This is a genomic window from Desulfonatronum thiodismutans, from assembly GCF_000717475.1.
Taxonomy (GTDB): Bacteria; Desulfobacterota; Desulfovibrionia; order Desulfovibrionales; family Desulfonatronaceae; genus Desulfonatronum; species Desulfonatronum thiodismutans.
The window spans coordinates 132,829-145,261 of the sequence record NZ_JPIK01000004.1; the positions used below are offsets into that span (position 1 = coordinate 132,829).

At 59.1% G+C, this 12,433-nt stretch carries 14 protein-coding genes and 1 tRNA gene; 4 read left to right on the forward strand and 11 right to left on the reverse strand.

The features are described 5' to 3' along the window. Window positions 1-131: 131 nt before the first annotated feature. The 6 genes from GY33_RS0101180 to GY33_RS0101205 all read right to left on the reverse strand — a co-directional run bounded on the left by GY33_RS0101180 (window position 132) and on the right by GY33_RS0101205 (window position 4,682). On the reverse strand, window positions 132-1,052 hold the full coding sequence (locus tag GY33_RS0101180; protein ID WP_031385580.1) for an ABC transporter permease: 921 nt from the start codon (window positions 1,050-1,052) through the stop codon (window positions 132-134). Beyond that, window positions 1,042-2,139 (reverse strand): ABC transporter permease, encoded by a 1,098-nt coding sequence (locus GY33_RS0101185; RefSeq protein ID WP_051822164.1) that lies wholly within the window; start codon window positions 2,137-2,139, stop codon window positions 1,042-1,044. Before GY33_RS0101185 ends, GY33_RS0101180 begins: the two co-directional genes overlap by 11 nt. Window positions 2,140-2,242: 103 nt before the next feature. Beyond that, entirely contained in the window at window positions 2,243-3,292 is a 1,050-nt protein-coding gene (locus GY33_RS0101190; protein ID WP_235185428.1) for a BMP family ABC transporter substrate-binding protein, read from the reverse strand. Between the two features lie 109 nt (window positions 3,293-3,401). Next, window positions 3,402-3,893: a xanthine phosphoribosyltransferase gene (gene gpt, locus GY33_RS0101195; protein ID WP_031385583.1), complete on the reverse strand. Its 492-nt coding sequence runs from the start codon at window positions 3,891-3,893 to the stop codon at window positions 3,402-3,404. Window positions 3,894-3,949: 56 nt separating this feature from the next. Beyond that, window positions 3,950-4,240, reverse strand: a complete 291-nt coding sequence (locus GY33_RS0101200; protein WP_152555014.1) for a hypothetical protein — start codon at window positions 4,238-4,240, stop codon at window positions 3,950-3,952. A 76-nt stretch (window positions 4,241-4,316) separates the two neighbouring features. Next, window positions 4,317-4,682, reverse strand: coding sequence for a PilZ domain-containing protein (locus GY33_RS0101205; protein WP_084184709.1), 366 nt, complete (start codon window positions 4,680-4,682; stop codon window positions 4,317-4,319). 530 nt (window positions 4,683-5,212) lie between these two features. Here GY33_RS0101205 and GY33_RS0101210 point away from each other — a divergent pair. After that, the gene (locus GY33_RS0101210; protein ID WP_031385586.1) at window positions 5,213-5,584 is read left to right on the forward strand and encodes a type II toxin-antitoxin system RelE/ParE family toxin; all 372 of its coding nucleotides are present in this window, start codon (window positions 5,213-5,215) and stop codon (window positions 5,582-5,584) included. 565 nt (window positions 5,585-6,149) lie between these two features. On the opposite strand, the gene GY33_RS0101215 is transcribed toward GY33_RS0101210, so the two are convergent. Further along, window positions 6,150-6,226, reverse strand: a tRNA-Pro gene (locus tag GY33_RS0101215). A gap of 236 nt (window positions 6,227-6,462) precedes the next feature. On the opposite strand from GY33_RS0101215, the gene GY33_RS0101220 reads away from it, so the two are divergent. From GY33_RS0101220 to GY33_RS0101230, 3 genes are all read left to right on the forward strand, one after another. Beyond that, complete coding sequence (locus tag GY33_RS0101220; protein ID WP_051822165.1) at window positions 6,463-7,989, forward strand: HD domain-containing phosphohydrolase; 1,527 nt, start codon at window positions 6,463-6,465, stop codon at window positions 7,987-7,989. A gap of 111 nt (window positions 7,990-8,100) precedes the next feature. Continuing rightward, window positions 8,101-9,165 (forward strand): protein-glutamate methylesterase/protein-glutamine glutaminase, encoded by a 1,065-nt coding sequence (locus GY33_RS0101225; protein ID WP_031385588.1) that lies wholly within the window; start codon window positions 8,101-8,103, stop codon window positions 9,163-9,165. A 114-nt stretch (window positions 9,166-9,279) separates the two neighbouring features. Beyond that, on the forward strand, window positions 9,280-10,203 hold the full coding sequence (locus GY33_RS0101230) for a manganese-dependent inorganic pyrophosphatase (protein ID WP_031385589.1): 924 nt from the start codon (window positions 9,280-9,282) through the stop codon (window positions 10,201-10,203). 99 nt (window positions 10,204-10,302) lie between these two features. On the opposite strand, the gene GY33_RS0101235 is transcribed toward GY33_RS0101230, so the two are convergent. The 4 genes from GY33_RS0101235 to GY33_RS0101250 all read right to left on the reverse strand — a co-directional run bounded on the left by GY33_RS0101235 (window position 10,303) and on the right by GY33_RS0101250 (window position 12,432). After that, the gene (locus tag GY33_RS0101235) at window positions 10,303-10,584 is read right to left on the reverse strand and encodes a ComEA family DNA-binding protein (RefSeq protein WP_031385590.1); all 282 of its coding nucleotides are present in this window, start codon (window positions 10,582-10,584) and stop codon (window positions 10,303-10,305) included. A 242-nt stretch (window positions 10,585-10,826) separates the two neighbouring features. After that, window positions 10,827-11,024, reverse strand: a complete 198-nt coding sequence (locus GY33_RS0101240) for a heavy-metal-associated domain-containing protein (protein ID WP_031385591.1) — start codon at window positions 11,022-11,024, stop codon at window positions 10,827-10,829. Beyond that, window positions 11,021-11,785 carry a 1-(5-phosphoribosyl)-5-[(5-phosphoribosylamino)methylideneamino]imidazole-4-carboxamide isomerase gene (gene hisA, locus GY33_RS0101245; RefSeq protein ID WP_031385592.1) on the reverse strand — a complete coding sequence of 255 codons (765 nt, stop codon included), beginning with the start codon at window positions 11,783-11,785 and terminating at the stop codon, window positions 11,021-11,023. Before hisA ends, GY33_RS0101240 begins: the two co-directional genes overlap by 4 nt. After that, a complete protein-coding gene (locus tag GY33_RS0101250; RefSeq protein ID WP_051822166.1) occupies window positions 11,782-12,432 on the reverse strand; it encodes a hypothetical protein in 651 nt (216 codons plus the stop codon). The genes hisA and GY33_RS0101250 overlap by 4 nt, the downstream gene beginning before the upstream one ends. Between the last annotated feature and the right edge of the window lies 1 nt (window position 12,433).

The window sequence follows — 12,433 nt, forward strand, 5'->3', positions numbered from 1 at the left end:
ATCCAGCAGTTCGTTCAAAAACCCCAAGTGCAAGGAGCAAAAAAAAAATCAAGGTCGAAGCGTATTTATTGATACGTGAGAGCTTGTTTTTTTTGCAACGACGCGGCAATTGGGAATTTTTCAACGGACTGCTACTCTTCAGGTTCCATGTTCACGCCCAAGGCCGCGGGCGCCTCGCCGCCGCGACCGGTCATGGTCGAGGCGATGAGCACCAGGATGGTCAGGGCGTAGGGAAGCATCATCAGGATCGAGGAGGGAATGTCCGTGCCCATGGCCTGCAAGCGGAGCTGAAAGGCCATCACTCCGCCGAAGAGATAAGCCCCGAACACGGCTCGGCCCGGGCGCCAGAAGGAAAAGATGACCAGGGCCACGGCGATCCAGCCCCGGCCCGCGGTCAGGCCGTTGGTCCAGAGGTGGATGTAGGCCAGGGAGAGGTACGCTCCTCCAAGGCCCACCAGAAAGCCGCCCAGGGTCACTCCCAGCCAGCGCAGGCCGACCACGTTCAGCCCGGCCGTGGCCGCGGCCACGGGGTTCTCCCCCACGGAACGCAGGTGCAGGCCCAGTCGGGTATGCCGGAAAAAGGCCCAGATCAGCACCGGCAGGCCGAAGGACAGGTAGACCAGCACGTCATGGGAAAACAGGATCGGCCCCAGCACCGGAATGTCCGCCAGCACGGGCAGGGAAAACTTCGAAAAACCAATCCCCTGGGTTCCCACCAACGGCGTGCCCAGGTAATTGGCCAAGCCCGCGCCGAAAATGGTCAGAGCCAGCCCGGAAACCACCTGGTTGCCCTGAAAGCCCAGGCAAACCAGGGCATGCACCGCGGCCAGCATCGAGGCGCAGACTCCGCCCATCAGGAATCCCAACCACGGGCTGCCCGTGACCAGGCTGATCCAAAACGCGGACAACGCCCCAACCATCATCATCCCTTCCACGCCCAGATTGAGCACCCCGGACCTCTCCGTAATCATCTCGCCCAGGGTGGCGTAAAGAATCGGGGTCCCGGACTGCACGGCAGCGGCCAGCAGCGGAATGAGCAGTTCAATGGGCATGGCTCCCTCCCTTGCCGCCGGCCTCGCCGGGCAGGTTCAGCCACAACCGGTAATGGTGAAAGAACTGCCCGGCCAGCACGGTAAGCAGTACCAAGCCTTCCAAAATGTGACCAAAGGCCGCCGGAACCCTCAGCTCCAACTGCAAGACCTCCACGCCCACCCGCAGCCCGGCCAGCAGGAACGCAGCCAGAGCCATGGGCCAGATTTTCAGCCGGGCCACCCAGGCCACCACGATGGCCGTGTACCCATATCCCACCAGGATGCTGGGCTGAAGGCGGTGGGCCACGGCCGAGGTCTCCACGAACCCGGCCCAGCCGGCCATCATCCCGCAAATGCCCATGACCAGAAAAACCAGGAACCCGTAGGGCATGAAGGCGTAGCGGGCCGCGCGCAGGCTCTCGCCGCTGGCCCGGATTTCATAGCCCAGCCGGGTCTTGTTCAGGAACAGCCAGGCCAGAACGCTGAGCACCACGCAGAGCACCAAGCCCCAGTGCAGCCGGGTTCCGCCGAGCATCCCAATCTGGGCCGCGGACGGGTATTCCATGGTCATGGGAAAGTTTCGGCCCGCCGGGTCTTTCCAGGGCCCGTAGACCAGATAATTCAGGAAAAGAATCCCGATGTAGTTCAGCATCAGGGTGGAGATGATCTCGTTGACCCCCAGCCGGACCTTGGTAAAGGCCGGAATCAGGGCCCACAAGGCTCCGGCCGTTCCGGCGCAAAGCATCATCAACGGCAGCAGCACCGGGGCGGGTAGATGAGGGAAAGTCAGCACGGCCCAGGCCGCGCCAATGGCTCCCAGAGCAAACTGGCCCTCGGCCCCGATGTTCCAGATCTGCATCCGGAAGGTGAAGGAGACTCCCAGGGCGCACAGGTAAATGGGAATGGCCTTGCGCAGGGAATCCTCCAGGGACCAGACGCTGCCGAAGCCGCCTTCCCACAGCAGCCCCAGAGCCCGCAAAGGGGCCACGCCCTGCACGGCCAGGGCCGCGCAGGCCAGGGCCAGGGATAAGGCCAGGGCCGCGAAAAAAACAAGGACCGAACCCCATCCCAGGGGTTCGGTCCTTTTAACGACGCGAATCAGGCGCATGCCGACAACCAGTACATGTGATGCTGTAGATGGCGATGCATGAGAGTCAGCCGCGTTGCCACATCGAAGTGAAGAAACCTTCTCCAAACAGTTCAACGAACTGTTATCGGGTGGACCCTACGACTCCCTGCACGAACCAATCCATGGACAGCATTTCCTCGTCCGTGGCCCGGACGCCTTCGGCAATCCGGACCTCGCCCTGCTGGTCCAGCACCGGGCCGACAAAAACGTCCGTTGCCCCGGAGCGGATTTCTTCCTTCTTGGCCAGGACCTTGTCCTGAACGTCCTGGGGCACCATGGGACCGAAAGGCGCCAGGTCCACCAGGCCGCGATCCAATCCCCACCAAATGGACTCGCTGGTCCAGGTTCCGTCCTGGACCTGCTGGACGATGGCCTTGTACACTTCGGCCCAGTTCCAGATCGGGGCGGTCAGGTGAGCCTTGGGCGCGAAAGCGCTCATGTCCGTGTTGTAACCCACGGAGTAAACACCCCGTTCTTCCGCCGCAACCTGAGGACCGGGAGAATCCTGGTGCATGGCGATTACATCCGCGCCCACGTCTAAAAGACTGTTGGCCGCCTCTTTTTCCAAAGCCGGATCATACCAGGTGGAGCTCCAGACCACGCGCACCTGAACGTCCGGGTTCACGGCCTGAGCACCCAGGGTGAAGGCGTTGATTCCACGAATGACCTCGGGAATGGGGAACGCGGCCACGTAGCCCAGGATGTTGGACTCGGTCATGGCCCCGGCCACCATGCCGGCGAGATAACGCGGCTGATACATCCGCCCGAAGTAGGTGCCCACGTTCTCGGCCTGCTTGTATCCGGAACAGTGCATGAACACCACTTCCGGATGCTGGGCCGCGACCTTGAGCACGGAATCCATGAACCCGAAGCTGGTGGCGAAAATCAGGTTGTGCCCGCGTCGGGCCATTTGCGTCAGCACCCGCTCCGAATCCGGACCCTCGGACACGGACTCCACAAACGTCGTCTCCACGCCGTCCAGGGCCTCGATGGCCTTCCGGCCGTCGTCATGGGCCTTGGACCAGCCCGCGTCGCCCACCGGCGAAACATAGATGAATCCAGCCTTGATCTCCTTGGCCGCCGCGACGCCGGACCCCATCAGCAGGGCCAGGGCCACCAAAACCGCCGTCATAATCCCAATCACGCCTCGCTTCATACTCGCATCCTCCAGACTTCAGGTTAAGGTTTTATGAGGGTTATCATGATTTCAATGATCGCCCAACTGTCCGCATTCATTCGGATCATTTCCCCTTCTGATCCGCCAGGGGCTCCACGAACCGGGCTTCGGAATCCCAGGGAAAGAGTATCCAGGTATCCTGGCTGACCTCGGTGATGAAGGTGTCCACCATGGGCCGCCCGGCCGGCTTGGCGTAAACCGTTGCAAAATGGGCCTCGGGCAGCATCTCCCGAACGATCTTGGCCGTCCGCCCGGTGTCCACCAGATCGTCGATGATCAGGGTCTTGGCCGCCACGTCCTGAGCCAGGGGCTGGAAACGCTTCAGCACGGAGCACTGGCCCTGGTCCTGCCACGCGTAGCTGGAAACACAGACCGTATCGATGACCCGGATCTCCAGTTCCCTGGCAATGACCGCCGCCGGCACGAGCCCGCCACGGGTGATGGCCACGACGCCTTGCCACGGTCCCAGATCCAGCAGCCTCCAGGCCAGGGCCTTGGAGTCACGATGCAGTTGATCCCAGGAAATCGGATAGAGTTTGTTGTACCGGTCTTTCATGATGAAGGGGGTTGGAGGTTCAGGTGTTCAATAAAAAACTTCCTCAGCGTCGATGATCACCCTTTCGGTCCGTCTCTTGGGTCATCCAGCCGTCTGATTTCACAATCATATTCCCGTCGAGCCTGGAATTCCCGATGTACGCTCGGACCGCCTTTTCCCGCGCCCATTTTGTAGCACATCCACTTCCACCGAATCCACATGACCAGACCGGCGGTGACCACGAAGGCGATGAACACCATGAAAAAAACCGCGCCGAGAAACACACCCAACACGGCTAAGGGCAGCAATAGTATCCAACCCCACCAGGGAAAACGGGGCGACAGAAAGACGATGCGGCGATGATGCATGGATGGATGGGGGATGATTAGATAGGTGAGAGTTTGAACATTTTGCGGCGACGCGGAAAACGGGAGTTTTTAAGTGCTAAAATTTGCTCCACTCGGGACCGACCGGGATTTCAAGGTGCTCTTGCAAGCGGTCGATTTCCGGCTGCTCCAATGCCAGGGGCTCAGTGAACTCAACGCCCCAACACGAACCATCCCGACGAACGATCCGTCCGTCGACGCCCTGAAGCGCGAACCGCAAGTACTCCGGAACAGCCAGAAATTCGATCCGTTCGCCCACGGATGCCAATTCGTGTCGCCCTTCATTCTGGGAAAGATCCACCAGTACACCGACCCGGCTGATATCGTAAACAATAGCCATGACCCGTCGCCCATCAGTCATGCGCAGAACGCTGAAATCCGGCTCCACGTCCACTCGAGGCGAGCTACGATGTTCCTGGTCCATGACCTTTCACTATCCGTCTTGCAACCTCTCACTCCCACATTCACCCTGACGATTTCTCGTAACCGGATCAGGATCGAAAGGCAATGCCGAGTCCCACTGGCCGCGGGGCGATTATGTTCTCTCAAACCATTTAAAAAAAAGTGTGTCTGGTTTAGCCTGCTTGGGACGGATCGACGGTCTGACTGAACCAGGCAGGGTTCATCTCCAGGTTTGAATGAAGCAGTTGTCAAACAGCATCGAAAAATGACCCACCATCGGCGTCCAATTTTGACCCCCTCCGGGCGTGTCTGTAAGCATCCTGCCAGATGGCTGTGCGATGGTCGCATTAGCTTTACTGGGCGGATGTCCTTTGCCTCAGTGACAAGCCAGGTGGCCCCAGACGAGCAGAGCGCCCACCTGAACGTGCAAACCTCCTGGCAGGATCATCGCCACTGAATCGCTGCGTGGATCTCCGTGCTCAAGGCGGGTCGAGTATTGCTTAGACTTGACCGACGCTTGACCGGCCCGGCCTCCTTATGAAAGAGTTGACCATGCCCTGGTCGGTCATATTCTGTGAAGAGTTCGTTAAAGACTTCGAGGCTATGCCGGAAGGTTTACGGGAATCAATCGCCGCCCACACGAAGTTTCTTCGAGAGCTTGGGCCAGTTGTCGGGCGGCCCCTGGTGGATACGCTCAAGGGCTCAACCTTCCCGAACATGAAGGAGCTGCGTTTCGATTGGGAAAGTGGAGTTTGGCGAATTGCCTTTGCTTTCGATCCGCAACGCAAGGCCGTTCTGCTGGTAGGAGCCGACAAGCGCGGGGTGAACCAGAAGCGTTTTTACAAAGACCTCATCCAAGTGGCAGATCAGCGTTACCAGAAACACTTGGTCAAATTGGAGGGCGACCATGTCAAGGACCCTTGAAGAAATTTTAGAGGAATTTTCCCCCGAAGCGCGGAAAAGGATTGAAGCTCACGCCGCGAAACTCATAGCCGAGGAACGCGCACGGCAGGAGCGACGTGCGCGACATGCACGGTCGAAGGCCGCAACCGGCCCTGTTCACTCCAGCACATTGCCCCAGACTCCCGCACACGGGTAGCAGACACATCACCTCACTGATTCATGGCTTGGAGCCATGGACAGATAAGCCCCTCGATCCTTGGCAGGCGCGAGGGGCTTTTTTGCGCCCTCATAGTTGCCCGAGAAGCCATGGCTTCCCGGCAGGGTCATCGATTTATGGTTGTCGTCGCGTGAAAAATCCTGCCCTGCCTCTGAACCGCGGACGGTGTGATCCCCAAACGATGTTTGTCCGTGTACAGGGTCGGATTCCACAAGCGGCATTTTTCTGTTGAAAAGGCATGGCATCACAGGGTGGGCAAAAAACTCTTGGCGTGGCTGACCAAGGCTTATTAAAATTCATTAGGGTAGCAATAGGGTAGCAAAACAAAAAGGGGTTGCCGACATAATGTCCGCAACCCCTTGATTTTTCTGGTCGGGATGAGAGGATTCGAACCTCCGGCCTCAGCGTCCCGAACGCTGCGCTCTACCAAGCTGAGCCACATCCCGTAAAAGAGGCATTCATACCCATTTTTCGACGGAATGCAAGGGGTATCTTTTCGTCTGATCTTTTCAGCGTTTCCGTTTCTAATGTCGGGTGGATCTAGAGGTACACATGCAAGCCGTAACACGGCTTTTTCCCCCTTGACCTTGTCTTGCTCCATCAGGCAAAGTGCCGTGCATGCACTGAATATATCCGTTAATCACCGCCCAAGGCGGTCAGCCAAGCATGATTGAGGATACCTATGGTTGTAAATGAGGAACCCAGAGCGAGCATCCTGATTGTCGACGACGAACAAAGCCTGCTCGACATCTGCAAGGAAGCGTTGACTGAAGCCGGGTTCACCGTCCATGTCGCCCATGACGGACCATCCGCCCTGCGAATGCTGAACCATTTACCAGGGTTGGATATCGTCATCAGTGACCTGCGAATGCCGGCAATGAGCGGCCTTGAGCTTTTGAAAAAGCTCAAGGACGGCCACTCCGAGGCCGATTTTTTGATCATGACCGGCTTCGGGAGCATTGAAACGGCGGTGGAGAGCATCCGTCTCGGAGCAGCGGACTACCTGCCCAAGCCGTTCAACATCAGCCACCTGCTGCTCAAGGTTGAACGTATTCTGCAAATCCGGCGCAACCGTGAAGACCGCAAGAAACTGAGCAATATCGTTCGGGTTCAGAACCTCAGCCAGGCCATGAACACCAAGCTGGACATGAAGTCGTTGACCAACGAATTTTTGTCCCAGGTGCAAAAAAACTTCAATCCGGACGGGGTGGTGCTTTTTCTCCAGGACAACGGCGGGCTCCAATCCAAAGCTATGCGCGGAAGCCTGTTGCGCAACAACCCGCAACTCGGGACCTGGGTCAAGCTTCTCGGTGAGCGGGTGTTTCGCCAACAACTGCCGGAACTGATCCTCTTGAACAAAAAAGGGCCTCCCCAGTTGAGCACCGAAGGCCCCCCTCCGGACACCTCCATCACCTCCATCATGGCGGCGGCCATGCCGACGCGCATGAAGAGCGTCGGTTCCATCGTGCTGCTGCGAAACACCGACAAGCCGGACTTCACCCGCGAGCATTCCCAGCTGCTGAACGTCTTCGCCGCCCACACCGCCTCGGCCTTTGAAAACGCCCGGCTCTACGGACAGCTCTGGGACATGAACCTGGAGGTCATCCGCTCCTTTGCCCAGGCCGTGGAAGCCAAGGACGTTTATACGCGAGGCCATTCCGAACGGGTCGCCATCTACGCGACGCACCTCGGCAACCGACTGGGGTTGCCCAAGGAAGATCTTCACCTGTTGTACACCGGAGGAATTCTGCACGATATCGGCAAAATCGGGATTCCGGACGTCATTCTGAACAAACCCTCCAAACTGACCTCCGAAGAGTTCTCGGTGATGCAGCGTCATCCCGAACTGGGACGGGCAATTTTGAATCAGGTGAGCTCGTTCGGCACCATTCTGCCGATCATCTTCTACCACCATGAACGAGTGGACGGCTCAGGATACCCCCTGGGCCTGCAACAGGAAGAAATTCCCTTTCTGGCCCGCATCCTCAGCGTCGTGGACTCCTTTGAGGCCATGACCTCGGACCGGGCCTACCGCAAGGCCTTGCCTTTGAACGTGGTCCGGGAAATCCTGCTCGAAGGCGCTGGTCAACAATGGGAGGACGATCTGGTCAAGGTATGGCTGGAAGAAGTCGAAAAGCCGGACTTTAAGAACCTACGCCAGGTCAACGTCACCGGCCATGTGGAGTTCCAGGACGCCGCCGACGCATGACCGATTTCCGTTATCCTCTCACCCGACGCGACGCAGTGTTTTTGCCTCAACCTTCAATCACCAATTTTCAATGAATCAGATGATTTTAATCTGACTCAGTAGAGACGCCCAATGATCAAAGTACTTGTCGTTGACGATTCCGCCTTCATGCGCAAGGCCCTGAGCACCATGCTGGACGGCGACCCGGAAATCCAGGTCGTGGGTACGGCCCGGGACGGATCCGAAGGGCTGGACAAGGCCCGCCAGCTCCAGCCGGACGTGATCACCATGGACATCGAAATGCCGCGCATGGACGGGCTGACCGCCCTGCGGCACATCATGATGGAAATGCCCCGGCCCGTGATCATGGTCAGCTCCCTGACCACCGAAGGCGCCGAAGCGACCCTGAAGGCCATGGAACTCGGGGCCGTGGACTTCATTCCCAAGCAGCTCTCCCGGGTCTCCCTGGACATCGTCAAAATCGAGAACGACTTGCGCTCCAAGGTCAAAATCGTGGCCAAGCGCAAAATCCGAGCCCCTCGCGCGCCGCGCAGGATCGGGATGGTCGCCGCGCCGACGGTGGAAAAGCCTTCCCTGGAGGGCGTGTCCAAAAAGGGCCCGCAGTCCCGGGACGTCGTGGCCATCGGCGTGTCCACCGGCGGCCCGCCGGCCATTCAAAAGGTCCTGTCCAAACTTCCGGCGAATTTCCCGGCCTGCATCCTCATCGCCCAGCACATGCCCCAGGCTTTCACCGGTCCTTTCGCCAAGCGCTTGGACGCCGTCTGCCAAATCAAGGTCAAGGAAGCCGAAGCCGGAGATCGGGTCCAGGCAGGCGTGGCCTTTGTCGCCCCAGGGGGGCAGCACCTGTCCATCGATCAGAAAGTAAGCCGGATCGACCTGCTGGTCAGCCCCGAGCCCAAGGAAGCCCTGTACAAACCCTCGGCCAACGTGCTCATCGCCTCCGTGGCCCAGGGCGTGGGCAAGCGCGGGGTCGGCGTGATCCTCACCGGCATGGGCAGCGACGGTCTGGAAGGCATCAGGCAGCTCAAGCAAAAAAACGGCTATATTCTGGCCCAGGACGACGCCAGCTGCGTGGTGTACGGCATGCCCAAGGCCATCGTGGACGCCGGTTTGGCGGATGAAGTCCTGGATATCGACGACATCGCCCAGGGCATCATGAACGCCTTGTATCGGTGAGACGACGCAACCCCTTGGCAGCGCCGAACCTTTGTGCTATTATGCACAAGCTTTTTTTGAGGATAACGACAACGGTTCCGAATCACCATGAAAATGTAACAGAGGAGGTCATGAATGGCTGTTTATGTTGTAGGACACAAGAGTCCCGATAGCGACTCGGTTTGCGCGGCGATCGCCTTGGCGGACCTGAAGAGCAAGCTCGGCGTGGAAGCCAAGCCGGCCGCCCAGGGCGAACTCAATCCGGAAACCAAGTTCGTGCTGAACAAGTTCGGCGTCGGTGCTCCGGAAATCGTCACGGACGCCGAAGGCAAGCAGATCTTCCTGGTCGACCACTCCGACCTCGCCCAAAGCCTGGACAACCTGGGCAAGGCTGAAATCCTGGGCGTCGTGGACCACCACAAGCTGGGCGACGTCACCACCCCCAACCCCATCGAAGCCTGGATCTGGCCGGTAGGCTGCACCTGTACCGTGATCAAAGCCATGTACGACTTCCACGGCGTGGAAATTCCCAAGAGCATCGCCGGAATCATGCTCTGCGCCATTGTCAGCGACACGGTCATCTTCAAGTCCGCCACCTGCACCCCCAAGGACGTCGAAGTCGCGGACGCCCTGGCCAAGATCGCCGGCGTGGCCGACACCAAGGCCCTGGGCCTGGAGATGTTCAAGGTCAAGTCCGCGGTTGAAGGCACCCCGATCCGGGAGTTGGTCTTCCGGGACTACAAGGACTTCAGCATGAGCGGCACCAAAGTCGGCATCGGCCAGTTGGAGGTCGTGGACCTGTCCCTGCTGGACGGCGTCAAGGACGCCCTGTACGAGGACATCCAGAAGGTCAAGGCCGAGAAGGGCAACCACAGCGTCTTCCTGCTGCTCACCGACATCATGAAGGAAGGCTCGGAAATGCTCATCGCCTCCGATGATCCTTCCGTTGTCCAGAAAGCCTTCGGCAAGGCCCCCGAAGGCCACAAGGTCTGGCTGGACGGCGTGATGAGCCGTAAGAAACAGGTCGTGCCGAATTTCGAAAAAGCCTTTGCCGGCTGATCACGAACAAGCGCAAACGCATCAAAAAAGCCCGGGCAATGAACCATTGCCCGGGCTTTTTTTTTCGTTCCGCGCCGCGTACGACGCGCGGAGCAAAACTCATTCCACCGTGAGATAATCCTTCATCTTCTCAAAAGTCGCATCCCCTATCCCGCTCACCTTCTTGATGTCTTCGACGGCTTCAAAAGGGGTCTGCTCGCGATATTCAATGATGCGCTGCGCCAAAGCGGGTCCGATCCCCGGCAATGTCTGCAACAACTCGATGGGAGCTTCATTGATGTTGACCTTGGTCTGGGCCTCGACCGCGGAAGAGTTGAGAGCCAGGCACAGCACCATGGCGACGAGCCAAACACCGAGAATGCCTTTGAAAACACGTTGCATACCACTTACCTCCTTTGAAACTGTGAGAGACAAAGGGCCGTGGGCGACAATCACCCGATGACCGTTTGCATTTTCCGTTACCGACAACCAGCGAAAAATGCAACGCATGGCAACTTCCGCGGCTGTTCAAAAACCTCGATGGTAAGGCGCAAAAAAAAGCTCAAGCCCGAAGCGTATTATGTCATACGTGAGGGTTTGAGCTTTTTGCGGCAACGCAACCAGCTGGGATTTTCAACAGTCCGCTATCCCAGGTCGTGCCCGGCCTTCTGCAACGCCTCCCGGATGACATCCCTGGAGACCGGCTTGGCTTCCGTAAATTGGGCCTCGCCCTTGTCCAGAAAAACCTGGACATCCTGAATCCCCTCGATACCGTTCAGCGCCTTGGTCACCGCGTTCACGCAGTGCTGGCAAGACATGCCCGTCACCTTGATCGTCGTCATCTCGCACCTCCTTGTGCATTTTCGTCATTTGCCTTCCGCCCCGCGATCCAGGCCAGGGCTTCCGGAAAATCCAGGGTGCCCTCGTAGATGGCCCGACCGGTGATGATCCCTTCCAGTCCTTGATTCGACAGCGGGAACAGTGCCTGAACATCTTCCAATTTGGTCACCCCGCCCGCGGCGATGACCGGGATGTCGGTACTCCGGACGAGCTGCTCCATGGCCGGAAGGTTCACGCCGCTGTGCATCCCGTCCCGACTGATGTCCGTATAGATGATGAAGGCCGCGCCCTGCTCTTCCAAACGAGGCAGAACCTGCTCCACGGTCAGACCGCTGTCCGCCACCCAGCCTTTGGTCTTCAGCATCCCGTCCACCGCGTCCAGGGACACGCCGATTCGCCCCGGCAAGGCCGCGCAGAGTTCCCCGAAGGCTTCGGGCTCTTCCAAGGCCATGGTGCCGATGATCAGCCGCCGTACCCCGGCTTCCAGGTAGCGCTGCGCGGTCGTCAGGTCGCGAATCCCGCCGCCGAGCTGCACCGGGATCGAAACCTCGGCGCAAATCCGCTTGATCAGTTCAAAATTTACCGGCAAACCGTCAAACGCGCCGTCCAGATCCACCAGATGCAGCCAAGCCGCGCCCAGGTCCGCCCAGTGCCGCGCCATGGCCGCCGGGTCCGGAGAAAAAACCGTGACGTCGTCCGCCCGGCCCTGGCGCAGTCTGACGCATTGCCCGTTCTTGATATCAACCGCGGGAAAAAGAATCATAAGCCCATCTCCCGCAATCCTTCACGCAGCCCGTCGCGGATCAGCTCCTTGGCGGGCAGCCACTTTCCACCGCGCCGAAAAAATTTGTCGGCCTGCAACAGGTCTTCGCTCAGGGAGCGCTGCCGTTCGTCGTACTGGAAACGAGCCGCGACGTACCTGTTCTGGATGTCCAGCAGGGTCAGCTCCATCACGACCATGCCCGGCTCGGTCACGCCCCACTCACCGCCCTCTCGCTCCTTCCACTCCAGCACCTGGGGAATCAAGAGATAATCGGTCTGAACGCATTGGCCGACTTCCATCCAATAGCGCAGCCCGGAGACACCGGCCTGCTCCGCGCCCATTCTGGACAGAACCAGCTCCTGGCACTGCCTGGTGGCCTCGGTCCCGAGAAAGGGCCGATCCTCCTTGGCCCGCAGCAGGTCGGCCAGCATGCCGTCCAACTCTTCCAACAGTTCCGGCGACAGGGTGACGGATTTGTCCGCGCGGGTGCTGGAAAGCATCTGCCACCCCTGGTGGGGCTGGTGGAACCCGGCCACTCCCACCGTGTCCTGGGAGGGTAACGGTGTCCCGGCGGGCTTGGGAGCGCATCCGGTCAGAAGCAGAATCATGCAGCACAGATATGGAATTAATGAAAAACGACTCAACATA